Source organism: Paenibacillus sp. 1182, from assembly GCF_017833915.1.
Lineage (GTDB): Bacteria > Bacillota > Bacilli > Paenibacillales > Paenibacillaceae > Paenibacillus > Paenibacillus polymyxa_D.
The window spans coordinates 436,600-458,554 of record NZ_JAFICR010000004.1 but is presented as its reverse complement, the minus strand read 5'-3'; the positions used below and the strand labels follow the sequence as shown (position 1 = coordinate 458,554).

Sequence of the window (21,955 nt, the reverse complement as noted above, 5' to 3'; positions counted from 1 at the left end):
GTACACATCTTCCTAAAAATCATTAATGGCATGTATTGAAATTAAAAAGTATCCATATATGATAAAGGCAATGATGTAACAGATAGTTAAACAAAGGTAAAGGTGATGACACAAATGATTTACATTAACCTGATATATGTTCATTATAACAGTGAAGATAAGACTTGGGCTTCTGAACTGTTATGGGATTCCTTACAAAAAGATCAGTCGAGAAAAGCAGAAGGAAAAATCAAAGGTGATTTTTTTGGAGCAATTAGTACGCATTATTTTGAGAAATCCCTTCAAGTTGCTGTGGAAGCTGTTTATCAATTGGCAAAAGCATTTGGTATTGCAGAGAGCAATGGATTTGCTGCACCTGTCATTTGCTACACAGAAGAACCTGAATTATTGGACAAATTTCCTTGCAGTGATGAAATTGAAGAAATGATTGAGTTGGAAAACCGAAGACGAGGGTGGGTAAACTGAAGGGATTAATTATTAGACGACCTTGGATAGACTATATTTTCGACGGATTCAAGACGTGGGAGATTCGAGGATCAAAAACAAAAATTCGTGGAAGAATCGCGCTCATTCAAAGTCAATCAGGACTAATTATGGGAACAGCAGATCTTGTCGATTGTAAGGAATTGTCGCTCGTAGAATATCAACAATCTGAAGCACATCATTGTATCAAGGATTGTACCATGGCTCCATATAAAAATATTTACGCTTGGGTGTTGTCCAATGCTGTTCGTTTTGAAACACCCATATCTTATGTTCATCCACAAGGAGCGGTCATCTGGGTGAATCTTGACGATCATGAAGGTCTATCACTATTAAATGTATCTTGATTAAATTGAATAAGTTTCAATAAAGACTTAAAAAGTCGATTATGGAGAGGTCAAAAGACCTCTCTTTTTTTTGTTGTCAAAAAGCTCGAACGTGGTTCGACACGTTTCCTATGTTCTGTGGTCAATATTAATGATACGTTGACTATAGACAATAAAAGTGGAGAGATTCTACTCCACTAAAGGAGACGTATACGACATGGAGCTTTTTCAGAATCTCATTGAACTAAGAAAATTTAGATCCACCAATGCCATGTGGAATTCACTACAATTAAATAGTCCAATGTCTGTGGGTTATGTAACCAATCTCATTGAATCAAGAACATTTTCAAATAAAGAAGAATGGCGCGACTTTTATTATCAGTCTGGTCATGAGCGCATTCGATTGGCAAGTATAAGAGGTATGTCTAAAGAGTTGAATCTAAACTATGGCAGAACGGAAGAAGAGTTAAAAGGATATGGTCAAAAGATGTATGCTGAATTACAAAAATGCGGGAACCCTTTGAATATCACTTTGGCTGAATGTGTATTCATGGTGAAGTATCGCGTCATGGGAGAAACCTGGAATGGCGTGATTATGAGAGAAAAAAATACCATTGAAAACATGACTAAAATCTTCCCTTACTGCTCGTTTGAAAAAGTGGATGGGGAAGCTGATTATAAATATGCGATTGATTATGAAATATGTCTGGAAGGTCGTTTGGTTTGTGCTTTGCAAATCAAACCGATGAGCTATGAAAAGGGGTTTTCTCCTGAAATTATGAAAGCGAAGCGTGCCAATAAAGCAAAAAATGATCTTTACGTGAAAGAGAAGGGTGTACCTGTTTACTATGTCTATTCTAAAGCTGACGGAACGATCATTAACCACGATGTTGTATCTTTATTGAGACATTCATTGCAAATGCCTTCCGTAGCATAAGGAACCAGCTCCGAGAAAATCGGGGCTTTTATTTTTTTCAGCACAAAGGAGCATTTAACCATGATGATTTGTTTCGAAGCTGCTTACAATATAAAGATTGTACAAGATAGGCGGTTTTACTACGAAATTTAAAGGAGGATCATTCACTATAGAGTTAATTATTAAAACAAATTGGGTTTACACAACGTAAAAGGGAGTTGCTTATATATGAACGCAGAATTAGAGGTACGCTTAGAAGGTTTAAGGGATGCTATCGGAGTCTTAGCCGATCAAGCACAGAAACGCCGAGACTTTGATGCTAAGAAGGCACAAGTAGCTAAGCACATGACTGGGTTGCCTTACTACTGGGATAAGTATAGCGGATTTATCCAGGAGGCGAAGAAAGCAACAGAGGTTGAGGTTCATCTGACTCATCAAATTACAGGAGATGTCACGATATGGACATTGGATGCTATTCATGTTTATGAACACCTCTTGACGATCCAGGACTTTTCTTCATGGGAAGCGTATTATGAGAATCAAAAATTAGGTTTTGCTATTTCAATAGAAGATCTGCTCCTACAAATGGGTTTGTCGCAGAAAGAGATCGAAGAGAAAATGGGTGAGTATTGTTCGAAGTTTAATATTCCTTATAAGTCGTATCGTAAGGTGAGAAAGCAGAGGAGTGAGACGGTTGTCTTCTAAACTTAAAACTAAAACGTATATCGTTCATCATAGAGGTCAAGCGGATCACGGTGGATATACAGTATTGGGAAGATATAAGATCGGAGCAAGAAATGAGAAAGAAGCCGAACAATTTTTGAGAGAGAAGGTTGGTAAGCATGCCAAAGTTAAAGTATATTATGAGGAAAAAAATAGTGTAGTATCTCATGGTAGCGTCGTTAAAGAAAGTTAAAAATCAAAAAGGCGAGTCATACAACTTTGTTGTACTCGCCTTTTTTTTCTGCAACCTTTTTGAATTATATTTTTACATGTTAGTTTTAAGCCTTATTGGTGACCAATTGAAATTGTTCTCTTTCAATTTTCCTTGCAGAACGAAATGCAGATAAATCGGATACTTCAAACAGTGCTCCATGAACGTCTAAGAGCGTAAAACCATTTTCCTTGATAGCTTCAATTTGATAGGTTTCTTTTTTTCGATGATTGTGAAGGTATAATCCTTTTTCATATTGAATTTCAGATTCCTTATAGAAATCAAGATAGATAACCTTTTCCTGATGGTTACCTTTTGAAATCATAGCTCCTCGAAAGTGACTACCGTCTTCAATGCTGTTCGAATCACAATAAATTTCGGTTACGGGGTGACCTATAAACTGGTTGAGCTGAGTAACAGCTTCCTCCAGATTTATATCCGTTGTAATATACACTCCATCATCACAAGAAGTGACATTGATCAATTCAACATTTAGTTTATTCGGCTCAAATGGAGGTAGCGATATTTGCTTGAAACCATCTTGGTAAATAAAGAACATCGGTGTCATTGCCTTATTCAGCTACCTCCCCTCCCTTTACAGCCATATTCTGATCCCATAAACGTAGTAACGTTTCGTTGTAATTTCGCTCCAGATTGAGCCAAAATGAATGACCTATTTCAAGGAATTGTTCCAATCGAGTTGCAATATCATGCGTGATTCTAACACTTCCTGTGAGCAATCCTTTTGTTAGTTCTTCATGAAGTTCAATTCCTTTAGCAAGGCTGCTGACTGTGATGCCTCGATCTTCAATAACCTCTTGAATGGTTTCTCCTGGGGCAATTGCGATCCCTGGTTTGTACTGGTTGGATAGATTCATTATTTTACTCTCCTTATAGTGTTATTTACATAACGAGATTTGTGACGATCATTTCTCCACCTACTATTGGAATTTTGAGGTCTTTGCCTTTTTTTCCTTCGCTGTCCTTCCAAATCTTAAACCCATCGAGAAGTTCAGGATAATCATCGTTCGGCGAATATTCGTAGATCTGTACATCTACATTTCCCCCTGATTCCTGATGAAGCGCGACTTAACCCCTCTGGATACATAGACTCGGTAGCGACTTACTGCCTGTTGTTAGAAGGTTTGAGAAAGCTCATAATTAGGTTTCTTTCCTCTTTATCGGTTGTTGTGAGTTTAAAATCAAAGCTGCATTTCTGAGGAACAATTCGACCCACTTTAACATAAAGTCTTAAATGATTCTTTAGCAGGAAAGATTCAAAATCAGTCAGAACCTGCTCCAGAAAATCTTCATTTTCACAAAACACAACATAGTTGTTTGGATGTGGATTCAACAGAAGTTTAATCATAACAATGACATCTCCTTTCTTTTCTAAAGATTACCTTCTTTGATCTAATGAAACTCGTTAAAAGCTCCTTATATATGAAATCAATTATTATGATAGCCTAACCATATTTAATTATAACTTAACTCACATATTGTTAATGTACTATGAACAAATCATATGTAAATTATAGTTTCCAAATAAATTGGGTTTTAACGATTTCAACTTCCATAAACTCAGAAATACAGAAAGGGATAAAACTCACAACTCATTGTTTTAATTTTTCTACAGTCTATATTCTAATAAAAATGACTATAAGTAAATGAAAAGGGGGATTAGCTTATGTATACGAGTAATATTTTCACAAACATTGTTGTATTAATTTTAGCAATACTCACCTACAGCATCATGAAACATGATTTGGCTATGCTGAAAATGGGAATTCTGGGACTCGTCATCGGGATTGTAATTGTCATAGTAATGTTTATTGTAGAGATCGTAAAAAATAGAAAACGTGAAAATTTGAAAAAAACAATTCTATAGACAACTATCCTAACTCAGGACTTGAGCAAAAAGACGCTAAGCATAGTGCATCTTCGAGACAATCGCATCTGCAAAAGCGGAATGATACACCCTACCTTATCGCAGGCTCACCGGCTCAGAGACGGGATGACGACAACAAACTTCGTCATGCGCCACTTCTAATTTGAAGGATTTACTTTATTGAACCCATATAAAGAGCCTGGTAAGTAAAAGCGGACTTTTTATATGGGTTCAAATTACACAGCTATAAACAAGGAGTTAACTCAGTACAATATAAAATTACAAGAGAAAAGTTCTTTAACTAAAGACTTTGAAAAGGGGCGGTATGAAATGGAAGATGTAAAAAGGGTATGGGATCAAATAACAACATTAGCCAGTGGTATGGTTTTGTGGCAATGGCTTTTACTCGGAGCTGTTATTTTATTTCTTTTGAAGAAACCTATTCAACGGATCGCAAAACGTCAGATACGTAAAGTCAAAAAGTTGGTCATACATTTAATTCGTTTGTACTTTATAGGAATGTAGAAAAGGAGAAGAATTATGCAAAAAATGAACTTGTTTAATGTATTGCTGACGGGCGGTTGCATTTTGTTTGTCTACTGTTTAGTTCGTTTTATTATGGGGGAGTTATCAGATGCGATTCAGCATCCGATGGCTTATCTTCATCATTTGTATGCAGAGGGCAAGAAAGGTCATACGATCTTTGACTTTTTAGGGGCTTTACTGGATCAAATTATATTAGACTGAATACTTTTAATCCGAACAGTTTAGTCCGTTCATCATACAAAGGCAAAAAAAATGTTAACGCGATAAGTCTTGTCATATTCGACAAGGCTTTTCTTAACATCATTTTATAGTGGAATCAGGCTAAACAAACATTGTATTGACTATAGTCAATGTTTAAGTAAAATGAAATAATGAAGAAAGGCGGCGAGGTATGACAAACATGATGAGATCCCAAATCGAATATTGGTTCAATAGTAAAGCATTATTAACCATGAAAATATTAAATGCCAAAGGTAAAGAAGACTCGTTACATGGAAGAATCATTAGTTATGAACCTGATTGTAACAACATTTTGTTTTATGAAGATGATTTTAAAAGAGTGGACAATATTTTGCTTACTGAAATTTTAAATGTTGAAACTTCCTGATCATTATTTATCTGTTACAGTATTTATCATTATGAACTAAATCAATGAAGTATACAGGATGATCAGACTCTCTCGAAACATTCGTTGAATGCGTTATAATAGAAAACGATGAAGGATACAATTAAGATACTAATATAAAAAAAGGGGCTTAATTGCTGAATCACTACAAGGGGATCACTATGTTAAAGACTTAAAGGAAACCACTTTATGAAGGGGTGTAATTATCAGTGAGGCTAAAAATCTTTGATTTGTACGAAGTAATAGAAGATATTGATGATGGCAATGTAAATAAAGTTATGAATGAATTAAAAGAATATTGCCTATATGTGCCTGATCAACAAGGCATGGCAATTTACTTAGATGAAAGGAAGCAAGATATTTTAAATGTGATACAAAGGCATGCTAAAGAACTTAATTTGAAAGCTCGGATACGAGGGAATTTTGTTAACCTAACTTCACAATTAATTAGTGATAATGTGGACTGGGGCGATCTTGTTGTTGGAGGAAAACTTGTTGATAGTCAGGATTTTTGGACAGAAGTCGTCTCCCTAATTGCTGCTTATGAAGATCAATTATTGGAATCTACCAATTTTTGTGGTGAATGGAATCGTATAAAGAAAGAAGCCTTGAAAAGTGTGCTGGATAAATGGTATAAACAGCAAATCAACAAAATTCAAAGTGAATATGATTCTCTTATAAATGAATGGGGCGAAATGGAAAGTGTCCCTCTTTTATAAAAAAAGCATATAGAATTAACTATGGATAATATGAATAAGTAAGGATGTGCTCAATTTGCGTTGTGAATTATGTGGACAGGATATGCATGAAGGGGAGCTCGGTGAAAAAGCGTGGGTTTGTGGTAATAAAGAATGTGAGCGTTCGGATCCAATGTGGTTAAGCGATAGTGAGAAACAAATTAGTGAACTATTGACTGAAAATGATGAAAAGGTTAAAGCTTTGACCACTACTACTGTTGCAGGGATGCGCTGCGAAATCGAATTCCACAAAGTAAGATTTATGGGGGAAGGCTCGGGAACGTTATTGTTTGAAAATGGGGAAAGGGTACCATTTATGAAATCAAATGGCGCCTATATATTTTATACCATTGAAGAATCTATGATACATGCGTTGCAGACTAATACATTTTTAGAATATATAGAAAATTTGCGACACCTCTCTATCGATAGAGTTTCAGAAATTCTCGAACCATTAAAAAAGAGGACAACCTTTTAAGCCGGGTTGTCCTCTTTTTGTTTGAGGGCTGAATTTTCAGTGGATGAGGTTATCTATCATTATTGAACTGTTAAATAATGGCTCCCAGTTAAGCGTGAGTACCACCAGGCAGATAAAGAAAAAAACGAAAAGCTTGAGAAGAGTTATTTACACAGACAAACAATAATGTTATATTGACTATAGGCAACAAACACATAGAGAAAACTGATGATTTAAAATGTAATTATGAAACTACAAACAACATTTGATTAAATAAATGGGAAGCTGAAAGGAGAAGTAAGTACGTATGGTTATTACGATGACTCGATTTAAGCGATGTGAATTAGAGGCGGCAGTAAAAGAAAAAGAGGCTCAGGGTTGGGTTTGTATTGGGCAAGGTATTGTTGAAATCGGAACAGAGAAGAAGATCTGGGCTTTCGAAAATAGAGGGAGATCCCAATATTATGGTCGAACAGGACAAAACAAATTTGTCGTAAAAATGAAAGCTCCCGAAGAGATGAAAAGACCCGCATAATAAAAAGAGGCGTCTGGAGTGTGAACAGAGCCTCTTTTTCATGGCATTTCCTTATATAAATGAAGAAATTTCGTATAGCTCAAATCGTATGTAAGTAATGCTGGATAATCGCTCTATAGGTTTTTAAATGATTTATAAAAAGATTTCTTCTCTATACATAATCATATTTCTCTTAGAAGAATAGGGAAATGGTATAAGCTACGCCAAGACCAAGGACAATAGCGAACAGGTCGCCAGGAATATCTTTAATCCATGATTTAATCATAATCTCACCCCTTTTTTAGTTGATACCAATGTATAAAAAAAATACCATATTCGGGGCATTACGTCAATAATAATTTACAATATATTCTATATGTCTTCACTAATTTGATTCTCGCTTCATAGTATAGTTGACGTTAGAGAAACTTTTCGTTTCTTCTTACTCATTTTTAAAATTTGCATTTCAAAGGGACACTCTCAGAGTGTCCTATTTTTGCTTTAGAGCAAGTTAATATCAGTATTTATTTGTTGACTATAGGCAACGAGTTATTGTAAAATTCAGTAGTAGTCAATTTAGTAGACAATTTTAATTTTTAATTGACTATAGTGCATTATTGAGTTGTTTTAATGAACGCTATTGCCAAGGTTCATGGTGAGAATAAGTGATGTATTGCTCTAAAAGAGTAGAAACATAATTCTAAGGAGGAACATAACAAATGGGTATCGAAATTGGTGGGACTAATCAGGGACAAGGTAGAACCCTTACCTTAGGAGGCGTCATTCCAGCAGCTCCAACAGCAACTCAACCAGTTGTTCCAATGCTTCAATTATCAAAAGGCGAGAAGTTGGCTTTGGTAAAAACAACGGGCGTAGTTGAACAAGTCCGTTTAGGAACGGGATGGGATCCAAATCAGATGCCAGGTCAAACATGGGATATTGATGTAACTGCCATCATTCTTGATGCAAATGGAAAATCCAGAATGGGCAAATTCGTTTGTTTTGATCAACGTTTTCGTCTAACCGAAGAAGGAGGAATTAAACATAACGGTGATAACTTGAGTGGCAAAGGTGAGGGTATTGATGAAACCATTGACGCATTCCTTACGAAATTGTCTCCTGGAGATGTAAAAATCAAATTCTTTGCCCATATTTTTAATGGTAAAGCAAAGGGGCAACATTTTGGTTTGATTCGTAATGCATTTATTCAATTGGATGAAATCAATACTGGTGAGAAACTGGCTCGATTTAGCCTTACAGAAAACTACTCTGGTTACACAGCTATTGAATTTGGTGAATTGGTCAGCCTTGGAACGGCATGGCAGTTTAATGCAACAGGGATTGGATTGAACGAAGAGTGCGATGAGACCATTAACCGCTTTATGTAAACAATCAAGTCGAAGTACCACACTTCGATAATTCAATATAAATAATTGAAATGGAGGCGTTTATATGTTCAGATTCGGAAACAATCAACAGCAAAATAATGGTGGACTGGGAAGTCCTCGAAGTTTTGGTTTGGGTGGAGGTTTAGGCGGTTCACAGGGAGGTGGATTTGGCGGTGGTGGTTTTGGTCAAGGAGGAAGCCTTTCCTTAGCTAAACAAGCTACGACAGGAGAGACGCTTTCGCTAACCAAAGACAATCCCAATTTGAACGAAATTTTGATTGGGTTGAAGTGGGATATTAGTTCTCGACCTGGAGTAACCTTTGATATTGACCATGCCATTTTGCTGCTGGATCAACAGGGTCAATCTCAAATAGGGTATTTTACTTGTTTTGATCGAAATCATAAGCGAACACAAGATGGTTCAGTATTCCAGGGAGCGGACAATCTCGTAGGCGGAACCAATGGAGAAAAATACTCTGAACAATCGACAATCAAACTTTCCAATGTAGATCCTAATGCTGTTCGCATTTTGATTGTAACGCATATCTATGATGCCCGTAAAAATGCTCAGACTTTTGCACAAGTATCGAATGCAAGTATCACGATTGAGGATGTGGTTAGCCGAAGAGAATTGATTAACTACAACCTGACAGCCAATTATGGTCAAAGCATTGCAATTGAAGTTGCAGAGTTGGTTCGTAATGGGCAGCACTGGGACTTTAAAGCCGTTGGACGGGGACTTAATGAGGAATATCCTGAAATCTTTCGCAGATATGGACTCCCCATTTAAAACTCGGATTATAGACAGATAGCTTAATAGGAGTGCTACACAGCACTCCTATTTTGATAAATAGATTAATCATTTGTCTTTCCCTAAATTGACAAGGCGCTGATGCATATCTTTTTCTTGGAGATAGGTGTGTTACTAATGGATATATTACGCCTGCAAAGCATGCTCAGGAGTTGTATGAAGAATGAAAAAGTTGCTCGGAATTTTAGCCTTACAGTTGTTCGGAATTATAGCGTTACTGTTTGTTGCTGTGATGTTGGGCTGTACAACTAACCATAGTCAAACTCAATCTATAGCTGAAATTATGCCAAAAGAGTATTCTGATCGTTTTATAGGAAGCAAATTGCATAAACACAAAGCTGGTGACCATATAATTTTCAATATGTAATCACGGATAAAGAAACGAATGCGCAATATTTAGTAATATCAACAGCCAGACGAAATTCTGATGGGGGTATAGCTTTAACCCCTATTATCGACGAAAACGGGAAGCCATATATCAACAAACAAAAAGATTGAAGGGGCGATAGATCATATGCCATTTGAATTTAAGACGAATGGGGAGTTGTTCCTTAAAGCAACCGGAAACGGTCAATTTTTTGCAAAAAAAGGTTCTATGGTTGCTTATCAAGGGCAGTTTAAATTTACTAAGCGTTTACTCGGTATAAATGAGGGAAACATTGTAGGACAAGTTGTTAACCATCTTGCTCGTCGTGTGACGGGAGAAAACCTTGAGATCATGGAGGTTAAAGGAGACGGAGACGTATATTTGTCTGATCAAGAAACTCATATAGCCATCATAACCCTTGAAAGTGATGGTCCTTGGCAGTATGTAAATGTAGAAAGTGAGGACCTTCTGGCATTTACAGAGCAGTGTCATTACGGAGTGACCCTGGTAGGAAAAGGAGTTTTGTCACAGAAAGGTTTGTTTACGTCAAAGCTTAGCTATAATGGGCAGGGTGCTCAAGTTGCCATTAAAACAAAAGGTAATCCGCTCATGTTACAAGCTCCCTGTCGGGTAGATCCAGATGCCGTAGTTGCTTGGACGGGTTCTGCTCCAGGAGTGAAACTGGATGTGAACTGGAAAACATTGGTTGGACAAACCTCTGGAGAATCTTATATGTATGAATTCAACGAGCCAGGACAAATCGTTATTGTCCAACCATTTGAGCGCGAAAGCGGCGTAAAATTCGGGATTGATGATAAACGTTACCAACCAGAAGAGCAAAGTAGTGCTTTTAAAAATACCTTCGGCGGCGGACTTGGAGGAATGGTTCAGGGCAGTCAACCACAAGGACAACAAAGTGGGATTGGTGGACTTATTGGTAACTTGCTTGGTGGAGGTAAATAGAAACGGGACGAAGAGGGGAGCCATCATCCCTTCTTTTTTAATACAAATGAAAGGTGGCGATCACATGAAGAAAAACTTTCATGACAGAGTGACAAATCGCTCGAAACCTACAAGTGATCAACCCATGTATCAATTTTTCGGAGAAGAAGTATCTCTACAGGAAGATAAAGCAAATGTAAGGCAAGAAATTGAGGAGACTGTTGTTCGAGTTTTGGATCATTCAAGGATGCAGAAAGCGGGATATTGGTTGATGGTCGGCGTTCTATCCATTTTGTTGATCCTATTTGTGATTAAAACGAATCTCTCCGCTACAGTCGGTTCAATCATGATGATTTTCTTATTTCTCTTGGGTGTTAGGCGAATCCCTTTTTCGTACAATGCTGATATTAATTTTTATTTAGCCAATGTAACCGTTACATTAAAAGCAATGTTTCAGCATTTTTCTATCACTTCAAAGCTAATAAAGCATGCGGATAAGATCTTGTTCGTAAGCGTAACTGCCATGTTAATAGAGCATTTAACGCTCAGATGGTTTTTATTCGCCCCAATCTCCAGCGCTATTTACACCGTGGGCTTTTATGGAATGTGGCTTGGATGTATCCTGTGTTTCGCTAATCGAGATACAAGCAAGGCTTACCGTGGTTTTGCCTTGGCATATATATATCATTTGATTGTTATTTTGTTTAACGGGCTATTCAACAATGATCTCTATATATTTACGGTTGTATCAGCATTTGTGATTTGGACAATAGCGGGATGGATGAAGAAATGTGCCATTGAGGATATACAGATAACAAGAAAATCAAGTTAATTAATACACAAAATTGACTATAGGCAATATAAATGATAAAATTGTCTGTAGTTATAGTGGTTTTTAGGAGGGAATTCTCTTGGATCATATCGTAGTGAAAGAGCATATCATTCATCATATACACAAATGTGGTTGGCTGAGTTACACTCAACTGCTTCGAGTTTTGGCAGCCGAAGGCATACAGGTCAATGGATTTTATGAATTAAAATGGAGTGCTAAAAATTTGATTTTGTGGGATGGGCTGTCTTCGACTGTTTTTAAAGCCCTTTCTGATTTACTTCAAGGAGGAATCTTGGAAGCACATCCTGCTCCCATGGAGTTGTATCGAATCGATGAAATCCAGTTGACTCGACCTATTATTTTTAAAATTCCAAAACGGAAACTTAGACATCCAGCAATGTATTTAACATACTTGCGTTATAACCCAAAGCCAACTCCTAAAGTGCTTCCATTTGTAGGCTAACGTATAGTTCGAGAAGGGAGTTTATGGTTTTGGACAAAAAATTAGTGCATGTTACGATCCTGCTTGTATTAGCAAATATGAGCAGATTCATATTTTTTGATACGGAAAACATGCAACATTTTTCAAATTCCCCTCTATTGATTCGCTTCATTATATCCTGCATGCAAGAGCCGATTTTGTTTATTATCGTAGCCACAGGAACATTCATTTTGCTTCTAACAAAACGAAGCACTATAAACACAGATCATAAAGATCAGAAGAGGCAAAATAGTGCCTATTTGGGCGTAATCATTTCTTGCATGATTGTATATCATCAAGCTGAACATATATGTCAATACATTAAACTGTTAGTGTGAATTGAGGGGAAGGAATGCTTAAAATAGATCAGGTGCATATGATACATTCACAACTGCCCAGGCACCAACCAGTGATAACAGCCAAAAAGGAAATCCAAAATGAAAAACTTACGTTTCGCGACATCCTAATGCAAACCATTGCAAAAAAATAAATCCTATGTCTTTTTATGAGGAGTGAGGAGGGTGCCTTGCTATATACAGGACAAACGGAGTCAAAAAGGAAGTTCTCTATGAAAAGGAGAGCTTCCTTTTTGTGTTGGTATCACTTGGAGATATTGAATCATAGTGATTTAAAGATTGGGGTGATATTTCTTTTGTAAACGTTCGACTCCATCTTCATATAAGGCATTTCCAATACGTTGTAAGTTCATTTTTTGCTTCATGCTTTCTAATTGTTCAAGCATCTTAATCAATTGCGATTTGATTTTAATTTCCTCAATTGCGTCTCGACAATCACAACGAGCGATACTAAAACACTCTTTTTTTCTGAAAGTAACGTCCCTAATGATTTGCGATCCGCAATAAGCGCAGTGGGTCTTATGTTGATGTGGGTAAGTCGTAGAAGATAATAGGTTCTCCGACTCAATAAGTTCATTGACGTCTGGAAACAGATTCATATCGATCATTCCTTTACTCCAAAGTCTTTACGTTTACGATAACGTTTTTCTGTACCATCATCTATACTTTTAGTGTTTAATCAGGTTTAATAGATTAATGGACAGCCTTATGAATTTTTAAAAAAAGCGAGGTATCAACAAATCGTGAATAAACATGATTATTATGAGAAGCGAGCCGAGGCTTTTGATATAAATAAACATTTCGATATATTGCAAACTCTTCTGAAGGAAGATCTGGTTGCAAAGGAGTTAATTTTGCGTTGGAAGGAAGTTATATTGTCGCTGATAAGCAAAGAAGGGTACCCGCCTCCCATGGATATTACTCATGAAATTTACTCGTTGGTTGTTGGATATGATTCTGGTTCATTTGAATATCGGTTTAACATTGATCTTGCAAACACACTCTTGCCAGCTATGAATAAGCTTGCGGTTGAACTTCCTGTTCGTGAAGCTATCAAGTATGTCGACATCGACAATCTGAGCATAAAGCGAGCTGTAAAAAACCATAATAATCCCATTCTTATAATGAAAAGCCAACTTTTTGATCAACCCCAATGTATTAATGGAAACCATCGTATTTTTAGTGCTTATGAGAAAGGCCAAGAAACGATAACTTTGTATTATATTGAGGACAATGAATGTATCCCATTTTTGTCAACCCGTATAGGACGTGCAATGTACATGATGAATACAGACTTAAATAATACACTCCATCTGCCAGGTAAATTAGACACCAATTCACTTTTGATTGAACGAGCTGATGAATGGCTATTCATAAATAAGGGAAGCAGGTGAGGCAATGATTCCAGTTGAAGAATTGAAAAAAGGAAGCATTTACATGGGCGAGACCTCATTGAACCGTAAAATTTTAGATTTTTACAGGGTTAGAATGGGCAAAAGACCATACAAGGTGAAAAGTCCTGTTAATTCGATTGTACGATACATTCGTGTTGCTGAAGATGGGAGTGAAGTAGGCTCTCCTTATTCGTGTGAAGGAGCTACATTTTCCAAATGGGCCATTGAGGAAGTCATAAACTGAAATACAAGCAAGAGAGCGCCAGGCATTCACCGAGGCGTTCTCTTTTTATTTATAGATCAAAGCTGTAATGATATCTAATAAACTATGTGAAAGTTAATATCTTCTGTTTATTAGATCGATTCAATCATTGTAAAGATTCTATAGGTTCTCCGTAATATTGTTTTCATCGACAAAGTAGATCCCAATTTTATTTATATATAAATCTTCAAATTTTGGCGGAATGACCTGTTCTGTTAATTGTTGAAGATCCAAGTGGAACATGTGCATAGCCATGCTCAAATGATCATACATCAAATGTAAGTAGTCCATGGCAAATAGATAGTACACAGGCATATTTCCTTTGTTAGCTTTATAGGATTCGACAATTTTGAGATTTCCGCTAATGCAGAAAGGCTGATTAAAAAGGGAAGATTCGAGTACAATCACAGGTGCATTTTTATCATAGTCCTCGAATCGATGAAGCGGATCAAGTTGCTGCTGGTCTACATATTTAAGGAGTGTACGAGTTTTTAATTTAATAGGCTGAATCGCATTATCTGCTAAATAGCTCTTGAATTTTTTAGGATCAAAAAGATAAGCAAAAAAGCCAGTAGGGAATCCAGCGATCATAGGATGTAAACCAGCGGGAATACTCCCATTGGATAATTTTAGTTTTTCTTGATCTATGAGTTTTTTTAGAATACGTCTCCACTTGACGATTATGTCAATGTTAAATGCGGTGTTTTTCACAATTTTATAAGCTTCATTCACATGTTTCATCGGATCCATTTCAGTTAATCGCATGTGGAATGCGGCATTGATTTCAGATGCATCTAATTTAGTCATAACAACCTCCCACTATTCTATTCTTTAGGTAGGTCTATTTTATCAGTTCAGACATGAATGAAAATCATTTACCTGTCGTATCAAGTTTAATAGAAAGGTGGAACCTAAAAGGATGAAAAACACTTTAATTCTGGATAAGAATTCTTATATTTGTCATGAAACTTTTGAGGTGAACGCTGGAAAGTGATTAAATTCATAGTTTTATATTGTACCGGCTGATGTTTTCAAAAGTTAACAAATTAGTGTTTACAAGAATTTTGCCAATTGGTATAATAGACCTACCCAATAAATGAGAACAAATGTTCTTGACTTTCGGTAATAACCCTTCTTTTTCCGCTTAATCAACCCATGCTGAGTTGAATTATTAGGCGGTTTTTAATCAGCTCAAAAGCGAACTTATGTTCTTGTATTGGGAATTATGCCTAAAAATATGAAATGAAGGTGACTGTATGATGAAAATGTTGTTCTTATCTCCGTCAGAATTGTCTCTAAAGTTGAAGCACGTTATTGAAAAAAAAGAGGGTACTACCCTGGATTGTGAAGTTGGTTACTCTGAAAAATTACAAACGGATGTTGCCGAGATTACATATTTACAAATGACGAAAGAAGTTCCACTTCAACACTTTGTTACTGATCTAAATCGTGAATTTGAAGTTGAAATTCTAAGCTACGATGTTATAGAAGTGGGCGATTTTGGCGAAGGATTTGCTTTTACGATTAGATAGATCATTGAAATACCCCCTCGAAAAGAAGAAGCTTCCTTTGGAGGCTTCTCTTTGAACCGGAAAAGTCGTTAAGTGTAATAGGTATCATACATATGTTAGAATGAAATATAGTTTGTGAGTGGAGGTATAGAAATGACAGAACCATCTGTGAATATTCGCCATTTTATGATTGTTTCATTGGGCGGAAATTCATTTTTACACACATACATAGATGAAATTTATAACCTGCGCAAATGGGAATATTATGAATGCTACCGCAAAAGCGAAATGTACAAAGATGCTCTCATCCCAAGACATGTTACAAAAAACGAAGAGAAAATGAAACAGGTGGCAGGCATCGTTGAATGGTGCTATATCAATAATGATTTTGATCTTATTTACCGTTTGATTAAACGCGGTTACAAGTTTGTATATCAATATGTACAACAACATCGAATCAAAGGTATAGAGTTCGATCAATTTGAAGTGGCTTTTTTAAAAAAATACGGAGGAGCTGATAAAGTCACTGATCTACAGTTATTTTATGGTGCTTCTATCGCTCTTTATATATGCGTGAAAGAAAATATCAGGTTTGCGCTGAATGAATATGGAAAAATGTTGATTGCAGGTATGCAAGGTTTAGAGTTTGAGATCGTGGCAAAAGAGTTTCGATTTTCTAAAGAGCACAAAGAACGATATGAAAAGCGAATTGATACTTTATTTCAACATTACGATATCCCACGAAATATGCGCCCCATGAGTATGGGGAAATTTCTGGAACTTTTTATTGAAAGAGAGATTAGCTCTAAAGAAGTGGGCAATATATTCATCTCCATGCAGGAAATTCGCAGTGAAGTGTTCAAGGAAGGGATCTCTAAATATATAGGTTCTTTAAGCAACTGGATAAAGCTTAATGGAATGAACGAGATGGATCTAACAGAAAACGTGATGGTTACTAAGACAGATATTGAGAATGTATTTCTTGAATTCATCATGTGTAAACAATATGACGGAAACCGATTATCAGATAACGATCGTGATTTATACATCATCTCGCTTTTATACATCCAGGCACTATCGTCGACTTATATGGAAACCAAACGTTTGTATTTAGATGATTCAAAAGAACAACATTATCTTGAGCTTAAACAGATGGAAGAACGATTAAAGGAAAATGAATCTATTTTAATAAAAGAAAAATTAGACCTCCAATCCATTGAAAAAAGCAGAGAAGATCGTATTGTTCAACTCGAAGAGGAATTGAGAAAAGCGCAACGTACCTTACAACAAACGCAATCTGAACTGGAAAAGAGAGAAGATCATCGCAAAGAAGTAGCAGCTCTTAGAGCCTATGTATATAATTTAGGTGATGATGAGCATAAAGTTCGAAACGAACTGAGTTTGAATGAAATGGTCTCTCGTATTCAGAAATGGAATGTGGCGATCATTGGAGGTCATCCCAATTGGATTGGTAAAATGAAAGAGGTATTGCCAAAAGTAACTTTTATTGAGATTGATCATATAAACCGCAAATTAAGCCATATTGATAATTATGATGCTGTTTTTGTATACTGGTCGGTCTTTAACCATTCCTTTTATAAAAAGCTTATGGCTTATATGAATACAAATAAGGTAGCCCTTCATTATATTGGGCGTGAAACGAATATAGAATTGAGTCTACAAAATATTGAAACTGCCTTACGTTAAGGGCGAAAAGGTAATAACCCATCTTGAAGAGTATAAAATATAAAAATTAAAAAGCAGGCGTTAAAAAACAAACGAAAAGGAATGAGTTATAATATGAGTAAGACGCTATACGTTATTGAAACAGTAAAAAAAACCTTTTTGAAAACGGAATTCGATGGGGAAGGTACAGAGTATGTTTATGAAGAGCCAAACCTTCATTGCGCAAATATATACGATTCTGGAAAAGAAGTTTTAGGAACTTTTTTAGGTATTGAAGAAGGGATTGGAGCCATTCAATATAAAAATTATGAAGGACTTTCACCATTGAAAATCAAGTCTGTTCAATTCGTAATGAATGATGTTGATGTGAACGATTTGATCGAATAAATTGGCATGAAAAAGAGAACTCTTAGAATTACAATGAGTTCTCTTTTTCAATGCGATAACGTAACGAAGAGAGATCGAAATGAGTCATATGAGGATATAATGATTTTAGCTTCTCATATGCTTCTGTAATACTCCATGAGACGATTAGATAGTCATCTGGTTTGCACATATATTCATCATGTAGGATTAACTCTTTATTCTGATTCCATGTCATTTCTTTTATATTGATAGGTGGGGGTAATTTTTTAGTACAAACTTCAAATTCATATAATTTACGATCATTACTTTTAACGATTGAATATCGGTTATCGAAAATCAAATATATAAAATCGTTTTTTAGAATTGCTTTCGTTTCTGCTTTAGCTATCCGTTTCGCTTCTTTAAATGAATAGTTATTTGCAATGACAATTTCAACGAATACATCCTCGAAATGAAAATATTTGCACGATTTATATTTTTCAGTTTTCATTTTTTTAATATCTCGATAATATTTTCAATATTATGGGCAAAATACTGTCCACCTTCATTAAACATGACTAACTCTACACCGCTCTCTTCATAAGATTCAATATGCTTTACGAAATCCGTCATAGGAAGCTTCATCGCATAGCATTTTCCTTCAGGATCTGAAAGACCATAATAGTGAGAAAAATTATAAGCAAGCTGGGCATCTGTAAATACATAAAAACATGGAATCGTTTCGTTATGGTAACCGACAAAAGGTTCCATATCCTCCGCATTTTCTTTCCACTGACATGCAACCCAATACTCGTTTTCCTTAAAGAAACTACGTACGAAACGGCGAATCGTCGTTTCCTTCTTATGAGGGTCATTTGCTGCGTCCTGTATGTCTTGAGCAAGATCTTCAAAATTCAAAACAAACACCTCTTTCTTCATTGTCTTTAGAAATAATGTACTGAATAATGGTCAGATTCATTCTCTTTAAGTGTTTTAGTCGAATCGAGAGGTAGTAACGCTTTTATAAAAGGCTATAAGTACAATTTGTTACGACTATACTATAAAAGCCTTTATATTTAAGGAGTTTAATAAAAATAAATTCAAAAGGATGGTGTTGATTTGTTCCAAATGAATTGGTATCTGAATGAACAAAAAAAAAGAAAAGGGATCGAAGGAATGCGAACGATATTGCTATAGTTAATCGGAAGCTAAAAGAGATCTTGCAAGGAATCTCGTATAAGATTGACCGATCAAAATATAAACAAGAAGTAAATCAAGCAGATCGGAACTTAGTAAGCTGCTCCATTTGGGATGTTCATTATCGGAATAACATGGAAAACGCAAATGTTGCACTTAGTCAAGCCTTATTGATCTCATGTATTTTCAAATACGAAGATGTGAGTGGCAACGAACATGTCCAGCATGAAGTTGATATTCTTATGCGTCGATTAGGAAATGTCAATTGGGGAATATACCTGGAGTATAGCAAATTAAGAGAACGTATCGTTAAATAAGTGAAAGGGTACTCTTGTTGACGGAGTAAACAAACTCAGTGATAATTGTAATGACTCAAATGGAAGATTTAAACTCGATGCAAATTAAAATGTAATACACATGTATAATTACACATCTACAATAATGCGAAGGACGTGTGAATATGTGGCAAACAGGTTTGATGGGAGAATTCTATAACTGGAAAGATGAAAACATTTGCGAAGTTGTTTTAATAACGGGTTATAGTGACTTTTTCTTGTCGAGTGGCATTGTTGACAAAAGAACCATAGATCAAGAGAAATTCGAATCCTTCCTCAAGGAAAAAATGAATCAAAACGTAATTCCGTTATTATATGAATCTCAATTAATACAATATGCTGATGATGATGTGAAAACTCCGTTGAAAGTGGAGATGATGGAAGAAAATATCGAGGAAATCAACGATTGGCTAAAACAAAAAGGTCTGCCTGAACTTTTCTTCCCCACTGTAAGAGAACCGAGTACAAAATGGGTCAAATCAACTGGAATGAATAATCAAATCGTATTTGTGAGGAAGACAGATGAACAAACTTACGAAACGGTACAAGTTTATGAGCATCAAGAAATTTATTCGATTTATTATCGAATAAATGACTTTTACAATGTTAAAGAAAAGTATTTAGATGCACTTGAATTCGTGAGTAAGGTTGGACGAAATCCGACCGATGATCTTGAAATAGAGGCATATGAGGTTTCTACACATGGTGCAAGTGGAATGGATAAAGTTCATTATGATCTTAAAAATGAACAAGAGGTTGAGGATATCCTCTTAACCGTTTATGGAATAGATCAATCATGGAAATAGCAATTTAATGAATGATCAAGAAGTTAGATCAAATTAACGCTTAAATTCATACGCCTACAAGAAAAGAAGACCACTATAAGGTCTTCTTTTTTAATAACTCTCCCATATAAGAATTATGCTGACTTATCCAATCTGAAACCGACATGTTTCGTCGTTTCGCCATCTGCTCTATATATTTGTTAACTGTTTTTTTGAGTTCGGGAAATCCTTTAAGAGTCATTTCAGGAGGGACTTCACCTAAAATGATAGGATAACTATTAAATCGAAAAAAACGTTCTTCTTGCTTGATACTTATATCAATAACTGCCTTACCAATCGTAATCCATGCATGATTTCCAAGATGCTCATTACCAAATACACTCGATATCCAATCTACGGCATCTGCTTTGTGATGATAATATCCTTGGACGTATTTCATTTCTTTATCGTCAGCAATTTGGTTGTAAATAATTAAGGCATACGTGAGAACTGATAAATAAACACAAAGTTTACCCTTTTGTTCATAATGGATGACTTCATCTACTGCTTCAGGTGGAAGGTGTTCATTTCCATAATCATATGCAGCTTCAAAAAGCTCTGATACATACGTTATGATCCATAGAAACGTTGATCTACCTTTAATTATATTTGAAAGTGGGGCTCCTACATAAGAGTGAAGTTCCGAGATATTCTTCAAATCACTAAACCATTCTTTTCGGTGATGAAGCACCACCTTTTTCTCAAAATCAGCTATGTTTTTTGTATATTCAAATTGCACTGGAAGCAACCTTTCTTCGTATATTTAAATTTTATTATAGCACTATTACAGAAACCATTGGAGGTAAAAAAGGTATATGTACGAACACTGGAATGGATGGGAATAATTAAGCATGTGATGAAATCTTCATTGATGGTATGTTGTAATGGGTGATTATAATGCTAAACAAACCTTTTCAACCAATGGTATTACAAAAGTCAGAAAAAGTGCCTTCAGATAGGAGGTTCTTGCATCAATATAAATGGGATGGTCATCGTTTGCTATTCCACTACGATCGAGGTAAGGTGAGATTGTTCACCAGGGAATTGAATGAATGTACTCACCAATATCCAGAATTACAATCCATTCAGTTGCCAGTTGAAAGCTGCATTCTGGACGGAGAGTGTATTGTACTGGATCCATTGTTATCTCCGCCCATGCCTTGTTTTGAGAGCGTCATGACCCGCTTCCATGCTTCAAAAGAAAGTTCCATCAAAAAATATATGAATTCCTTTCCTGCTCATTTTGTCGTTTGGGACATGGTTTTCTTGAATGGCAAACCTCTTCATCAACTTGCTTTAACGGAGCGAATAGAGTTGTTAGAAGATGTAGTAGCCCCTGACAGCCGAATTTCGATCACCCCTTCTTATGATGACGGAGAAATGCTCTTCGAAAATATTACTAAGATTGGTGGGGAAGGAGTGGTGTCTAAACCAAAGGAGAGTAAATACAAATTTGGTTCATGCTCGGATCATAACGCTTGGTATAAGACCAAGAACTATCAGTACGAGATTGTGGAAATCGGAGGTATCCGAAAAGCGAAGTTTGGCTGGAGTTTGCTTCATAAAGGGAAATATGTAGGGGAGCTTGAATTTCCTCCATCAAAAGAAATATCGAAAGCTTTCTTTAAGATTGCAAAACAATTAGCGGTCAGAGAAACAGAAGATTGGATTATCCTTGAGCCCATTCTGAAATGTAAAGTGAAATTTCAATGCTATTCAAAATCGGGAAAAATGAGATCTCCAAGCTTTATTGAATTTATATAGATTATAGTTCAGTAACCCAACTGTTAAACAGTTG

At 36.0% G+C, this 21,955-nt stretch carries 33 protein-coding genes; 25 read left to right on the top strand and 8 right to left on the bottom strand.

Annotation, left to right across the window (positions count from 1 at the left end; genetic code table 11):
* Nucleotides 1–114 precede the first annotated feature (114 nt).
* The 5 genes from JOD82_RS11225 to JOD82_RS11205 all read left to right on the top strand — a co-directional run bounded on the left by JOD82_RS11225 (nucleotide 115) and on the right by JOD82_RS11205 (nucleotide 2,641).
* Nucleotides 115–465, top strand: coding sequence for a hypothetical protein (locus JOD82_RS11225; RefSeq protein ID WP_209949027.1), 351 nt, complete (start codon nucleotides 115–117; stop codon nucleotides 463–465).
* Nucleotides 453–830 carry an ASCH domain-containing protein gene (locus JOD82_RS11220; RefSeq protein WP_312887683.1) on the top strand — a complete coding sequence of 126 codons (378 nt, stop codon included), beginning with the start codon at nucleotides 453–455 and terminating at the stop codon, nucleotides 828–830. Before JOD82_RS11225 ends, JOD82_RS11220 begins: the two co-directional genes overlap by 13 nt.
* 196 nt (nucleotides 831–1,026) lie before the next feature.
* A complete protein-coding gene (locus tag JOD82_RS11215; protein WP_209949025.1) occupies nucleotides 1,027–1,746 on the top strand; it encodes an MjaI family restriction endonuclease in 720 nt (239 codons plus the stop codon).
* Between the two features lie 207 nt (nucleotides 1,747–1,953).
* Nucleotides 1,954–2,430, top strand: a complete 477-nt coding sequence (locus JOD82_RS11210; protein WP_209949023.1) for a hypothetical protein — start codon at nucleotides 1,954–1,956, stop codon at nucleotides 2,428–2,430.
* The gene (locus JOD82_RS11205) at nucleotides 2,420–2,641 is read left to right on the top strand and encodes a hypothetical protein (protein ID WP_209949022.1); all 222 of its coding nucleotides are present in this window, start codon (nucleotides 2,420–2,422) and stop codon (nucleotides 2,639–2,641) included. Before JOD82_RS11210 ends, JOD82_RS11205 begins: the two co-directional genes overlap by 11 nt.
* 85 nt (nucleotides 2,642–2,726) lie before the next feature.
* Here the strand turns inward: JOD82_RS11205 and JOD82_RS29135 are convergent, their stop codons facing one another.
* The 3 genes from JOD82_RS29135 to JOD82_RS11190 form a co-directional block, all read right to left on the bottom strand.
* Nucleotides 2,727–3,227, bottom strand: coding sequence for a hypothetical protein (locus JOD82_RS29135; protein WP_245248993.1), 501 nt, complete (start codon nucleotides 3,225–3,227; stop codon nucleotides 2,727–2,729).
* 4 nt (nucleotides 3,228–3,231) lie between these two features.
* Nucleotides 3,232–3,537 (bottom strand): helix-turn-helix transcriptional regulator, encoded by a 306-nt coding sequence (locus tag JOD82_RS11195; RefSeq protein ID WP_209949020.1) that lies wholly within the window; start codon nucleotides 3,535–3,537, stop codon nucleotides 3,232–3,234.
* Between the two features lie 245 nt (nucleotides 3,538–3,782).
* Complete coding sequence (locus JOD82_RS11190) at nucleotides 3,783–4,028, bottom strand: hypothetical protein (RefSeq protein WP_209949018.1); 246 nt, start codon at nucleotides 4,026–4,028, stop codon at nucleotides 3,783–3,785.
* Between the two features lie 744 nt (nucleotides 4,029–4,772).
* Here JOD82_RS11190 and JOD82_RS11185 point away from each other — a divergent pair.
* From JOD82_RS11185 to JOD82_RS11130, 13 genes are all read left to right on the top strand, one after another.
* Nucleotides 4,773–5,072 (top strand): hypothetical protein, encoded by a 300-nt coding sequence (locus JOD82_RS11185; protein ID WP_245248992.1) that lies wholly within the window; start codon nucleotides 4,773–4,775, stop codon nucleotides 5,070–5,072.
* A 15-nt stretch (nucleotides 5,073–5,087) separates the two neighbouring features.
* On the top strand, nucleotides 5,088–5,294 hold the full coding sequence (locus JOD82_RS11180) for a hypothetical protein (RefSeq protein ID WP_209949017.1): 207 nt from the start codon (nucleotides 5,088–5,090) through the stop codon (nucleotides 5,292–5,294).
* Between the two features lie 190 nt (nucleotides 5,295–5,484).
* A complete protein-coding gene (locus JOD82_RS11175; RefSeq protein WP_209949015.1) occupies nucleotides 5,485–5,700 on the top strand; it encodes a hypothetical protein in 216 nt (71 codons plus the stop codon).
* 227 nt (nucleotides 5,701–5,927) lie between these two features.
* Nucleotides 5,928–6,437, top strand: coding sequence for a hypothetical protein (locus tag JOD82_RS11170; protein WP_209949013.1), 510 nt, complete (start codon nucleotides 5,928–5,930; stop codon nucleotides 6,435–6,437).
* 55 nt (nucleotides 6,438–6,492) lie between these two features.
* Entirely contained in the window at nucleotides 6,493–6,933 is a 441-nt protein-coding gene (locus JOD82_RS11165; protein ID WP_209949011.1) for a hypothetical protein, read from the top strand.
* A 286-nt stretch (nucleotides 6,934–7,219) separates the two neighbouring features.
* Nucleotides 7,220–7,447: a hypothetical protein gene (locus JOD82_RS11160; protein ID WP_209949009.1), complete on the top strand. Its 228-nt coding sequence runs from the start codon at nucleotides 7,220–7,222 to the stop codon at nucleotides 7,445–7,447.
* 698 nt (nucleotides 7,448–8,145) lie between these two features.
* A complete protein-coding gene (locus tag JOD82_RS11155; protein ID WP_209949007.1) occupies nucleotides 8,146–8,814 on the top strand; it encodes a TerD family protein in 669 nt (222 codons plus the stop codon).
* 64 nt (nucleotides 8,815–8,878) lie between these two features.
* Nucleotides 8,879–9,604 carry a TerD family protein gene (locus JOD82_RS11150; protein WP_209949005.1) on the top strand — a complete coding sequence of 242 codons (726 nt, stop codon included), beginning with the start codon at nucleotides 8,879–8,881 and terminating at the stop codon, nucleotides 9,602–9,604.
* Nucleotides 9,605–9,788: 184 nt separating this feature from the next.
* Nucleotides 9,789–9,992: a hypothetical protein gene (locus tag JOD82_RS11145; RefSeq protein ID WP_209949003.1), complete on the top strand. Its 204-nt coding sequence runs from the start codon at nucleotides 9,789–9,791 to the stop codon at nucleotides 9,990–9,992.
* Nucleotides 9,992–10,123, top strand: a complete 132-nt coding sequence (locus tag JOD82_RS29765) for a DUF6440 family protein (RefSeq protein ID WP_397376027.1) — start codon at nucleotides 9,992–9,994, stop codon at nucleotides 10,121–10,123. The genes JOD82_RS11145 and JOD82_RS29765 overlap by 1 nt, the downstream gene beginning before the upstream one ends.
* 16 nt (nucleotides 10,124–10,139) lie before the next feature.
* The gene (locus JOD82_RS11140) at nucleotides 10,140–10,955 is read left to right on the top strand and encodes an AIM24 family protein (RefSeq protein WP_209949001.1); all 816 of its coding nucleotides are present in this window, start codon (nucleotides 10,140–10,142) and stop codon (nucleotides 10,953–10,955) included.
* A 64-nt stretch (nucleotides 10,956–11,019) separates the two neighbouring features.
* Nucleotides 11,020–11,766 (top strand): hypothetical protein, encoded by a 747-nt coding sequence (locus tag JOD82_RS11135; RefSeq protein ID WP_209948999.1) that lies wholly within the window; start codon nucleotides 11,020–11,022, stop codon nucleotides 11,764–11,766.
* Between the two features lie 79 nt (nucleotides 11,767–11,845).
* On the top strand, nucleotides 11,846–12,229 hold the full coding sequence (locus JOD82_RS11130; RefSeq protein ID WP_209948997.1) for a hypothetical protein: 384 nt from the start codon (nucleotides 11,846–11,848) through the stop codon (nucleotides 12,227–12,229).
* 646 nt (nucleotides 12,230–12,875) lie between these two features.
* Here the strand turns inward: JOD82_RS11130 and JOD82_RS11125 are convergent.
* Nucleotides 12,876–13,211 carry a hypothetical protein gene (locus JOD82_RS11125; RefSeq protein ID WP_245248991.1) on the bottom strand — a complete coding sequence of 112 codons (336 nt, stop codon included), beginning with the start codon at nucleotides 13,209–13,211 and terminating at the stop codon, nucleotides 12,876–12,878.
* Nucleotides 13,212–13,346: 135 nt separating this feature from the next.
* Between JOD82_RS11125 and JOD82_RS11120 the strand changes: the two genes are divergently transcribed.
* Entirely contained in the window at nucleotides 13,347–13,997 is a 651-nt protein-coding gene (locus tag JOD82_RS11120; protein WP_209948995.1) for a hypothetical protein, read from the top strand.
* Between the two features lie 4 nt (nucleotides 13,998–14,001).
* Nucleotides 14,002–14,241, top strand: a complete 240-nt coding sequence (locus JOD82_RS11115) for a hypothetical protein (protein ID WP_209948993.1) — start codon at nucleotides 14,002–14,004, stop codon at nucleotides 14,239–14,241.
* A gap of 138 nt (nucleotides 14,242–14,379) precedes the next feature.
* Here JOD82_RS11115 and JOD82_RS11110 read toward each other — a convergent pair whose 3' ends face one another.
* Complete coding sequence (locus JOD82_RS11110; protein WP_209948991.1) at nucleotides 14,380–15,066, bottom strand: hypothetical protein; 687 nt, start codon at nucleotides 15,064–15,066, stop codon at nucleotides 14,380–14,382.
* Between the two features lie 449 nt (nucleotides 15,067–15,515).
* Here JOD82_RS11110 and JOD82_RS11105 point away from each other — a divergent pair, with 449 nt between their 5' ends.
* From JOD82_RS11105 to JOD82_RS11095, 3 genes are all read left to right on the top strand, one after another.
* Complete coding sequence (locus JOD82_RS11105; RefSeq protein ID WP_245248990.1) at nucleotides 15,516–15,791, top strand: hypothetical protein; 276 nt, start codon at nucleotides 15,516–15,518, stop codon at nucleotides 15,789–15,791.
* Between the two features lie 132 nt (nucleotides 15,792–15,923).
* The gene (locus tag JOD82_RS11100; RefSeq protein WP_209948989.1) at nucleotides 15,924–17,477 is read left to right on the top strand and encodes a hypothetical protein; all 1,554 of its coding nucleotides are present in this window, start codon (nucleotides 15,924–15,926) and stop codon (nucleotides 17,475–17,477) included.
* A gap of 93 nt (nucleotides 17,478–17,570) precedes the next feature.
* On the top strand, nucleotides 17,571–17,843 hold the full coding sequence (locus JOD82_RS11095; protein WP_209948987.1) for a hypothetical protein: 273 nt from the start codon (nucleotides 17,571–17,573) through the stop codon (nucleotides 17,841–17,843).
* Between the two features lie 28 nt (nucleotides 17,844–17,871).
* On the opposite strand, the gene JOD82_RS11090 is transcribed toward JOD82_RS11095, so the two are convergent.
* The gene (locus tag JOD82_RS11090) at nucleotides 17,872–18,312 is read right to left on the bottom strand and encodes a hypothetical protein (RefSeq protein ID WP_209948985.1); all 441 of its coding nucleotides are present in this window, start codon (nucleotides 18,310–18,312) and stop codon (nucleotides 17,872–17,874) included.
* Entirely contained in the window at nucleotides 18,309–18,719 is a 411-nt protein-coding gene (locus JOD82_RS11085) for a hypothetical protein (RefSeq protein ID WP_209948983.1), read from the bottom strand. The genes JOD82_RS11090 and JOD82_RS11085 overlap by 4 nt, the downstream gene beginning before the upstream one ends.
* A 739-nt stretch (nucleotides 18,720–19,458) precedes the next feature.
* Between JOD82_RS11085 and JOD82_RS11080 the strand changes: the two genes are divergently transcribed.
* Entirely contained in the window at nucleotides 19,459–20,139 is a 681-nt protein-coding gene (locus tag JOD82_RS11080; RefSeq protein ID WP_209948981.1) for a hypothetical protein, read from the top strand.
* A 73-nt stretch (nucleotides 20,140–20,212) separates the two neighbouring features.
* Here JOD82_RS11080 and JOD82_RS11075 read toward each other — a convergent pair whose 3' ends face one another.
* The gene (locus tag JOD82_RS11075) at nucleotides 20,213–20,896 is read right to left on the bottom strand and encodes a hypothetical protein (RefSeq protein WP_209948979.1); all 684 of its coding nucleotides are present in this window, start codon (nucleotides 20,894–20,896) and stop codon (nucleotides 20,213–20,215) included.
* Between the two features lie 158 nt (nucleotides 20,897–21,054).
* Between JOD82_RS11075 and JOD82_RS11070 the strand changes: the two genes are divergently transcribed.
* Nucleotides 21,055–21,921 (top strand): ATP-dependent DNA ligase, encoded by an 867-nt coding sequence (locus JOD82_RS11070; RefSeq protein WP_209948977.1) that lies wholly within the window; start codon nucleotides 21,055–21,057, stop codon nucleotides 21,919–21,921.
* Nucleotides 21,922–21,955: the final 34 nt, after the last annotated feature.

Bases quoted from the DNA above. Each gene is read 5' to 3' on its own strand.
- JOD82_RS11160 (WP_209949009.1), top strand. From the start codon at position 7,220: ATGGTTATTACGATGACTCGATTTAAGCGATGTGAATTAGAGGCGGCA.
- JOD82_RS11100 (WP_209948989.1), top strand. From the start codon at position 15,924: ATGACAGAACCATCTGTGAATATTCGCCATTTTATGATTGTTTCATTG.
- JOD82_RS11080 (WP_209948981.1), top strand. From the start codon at position 19,459: ATGTGGCAAACAGGTTTGATGGGAGAATTCTATAACTGGAAAGATGAA.
- JOD82_RS11185 (WP_245248992.1), top strand. From the start codon at position 4,773: ATGGGTTCAAATTACACAGCTATAAACAAGGAGTTAACTCAGTACAAT.
- JOD82_RS11210 (WP_209949023.1), top strand. From the start codon at position 1,954: ATGAACGCAGAATTAGAGGTACGCTTAGAAGGTTTAAGGGATGCTATC.
- JOD82_RS11070 (WP_209948977.1), top strand. From the start codon at position 21,055: ATGCTAAACAAACCTTTTCAACCAATGGTATTACAAAAGTCAGAAAAA.
- JOD82_RS11090 (WP_209948985.1), bottom strand. From the start codon at position 18,312: ATGAAAACTGAAAAATATAAATCGTGCAAATATTTTCATTTCGAGGAT.
- JOD82_RS11110 (WP_209948991.1), bottom strand. From the start codon at position 15,066: ATGACTAAATTAGATGCATCTGAAATCAATGCCGCATTCCACATGCGA.
- JOD82_RS11145 (WP_209949003.1), top strand. From the start codon at position 9,789: ATGAAAAAGTTGCTCGGAATTTTAGCCTTACAGTTGTTCGGAATTATA.
- JOD82_RS11125 (WP_245248991.1), bottom strand. From the start codon at position 13,211: ATGATCGATATGAATCTGTTTCCAGACGTCAATGAACTTATTGAGTCG.
- JOD82_RS11195 (WP_209949020.1), bottom strand. From the start codon at position 3,537: ATGAATCTATCCAACCAGTACAAACCAGGGATCGCAATTGCCCCAGGA.
- JOD82_RS11095 (WP_209948987.1), top strand. From the start codon at position 17,571: ATGAGTAAGACGCTATACGTTATTGAAACAGTAAAAAAAACCTTTTTG.
- JOD82_RS11225 (WP_209949027.1), top strand. From the start codon at position 115: ATGATTTACATTAACCTGATATATGTTCATTATAACAGTGAAGATAAG.
- JOD82_RS11155 (WP_209949007.1), top strand. From the start codon at position 8,146: ATGGGTATCGAAATTGGTGGGACTAATCAGGGACAAGGTAGAACCCTT.
- JOD82_RS11115 (WP_209948993.1), top strand. From the start codon at position 14,002: ATGATTCCAGTTGAAGAATTGAAAAAAGGAAGCATTTACATGGGCGAG.
- JOD82_RS11105 (WP_245248990.1), top strand. From the start codon at position 15,516: ATGATGAAAATGTTGTTCTTATCTCCGTCAGAATTGTCTCTAAAGTTG.
- JOD82_RS11180 (WP_209949017.1), top strand. From the start codon at position 5,088: ATGCAAAAAATGAACTTGTTTAATGTATTGCTGACGGGCGGTTGCATT.
- JOD82_RS11175 (WP_209949015.1), top strand. From the start codon at position 5,485: ATGACAAACATGATGAGATCCCAAATCGAATATTGGTTCAATAGTAAA.
- JOD82_RS29135 (WP_245248993.1), bottom strand. From the start codon at position 3,227: ATGACACCGATGTTCTTTATTTACCAAGATGGTTTCAAGCAAATATCG.
- JOD82_RS11215 (WP_209949025.1), top strand. From the start codon at position 1,027: ATGGAGCTTTTTCAGAATCTCATTGAACTAAGAAAATTTAGATCCACC.
- JOD82_RS11190 (WP_209949018.1), bottom strand. From the start codon at position 4,028: ATGATTAAACTTCTGTTGAATCCACATCCAAACAACTATGTTGTGTTT.
- JOD82_RS11150 (WP_209949005.1), top strand. From the start codon at position 8,879: ATGTTCAGATTCGGAAACAATCAACAGCAAAATAATGGTGGACTGGGA.
- JOD82_RS11140 (WP_209949001.1), top strand. From the start codon at position 10,140: ATGCCATTTGAATTTAAGACGAATGGGGAGTTGTTCCTTAAAGCAACC.
- JOD82_RS11135 (WP_209948999.1), top strand. From the start codon at position 11,020: ATGAAGAAAAACTTTCATGACAGAGTGACAAATCGCTCGAAACCTACA.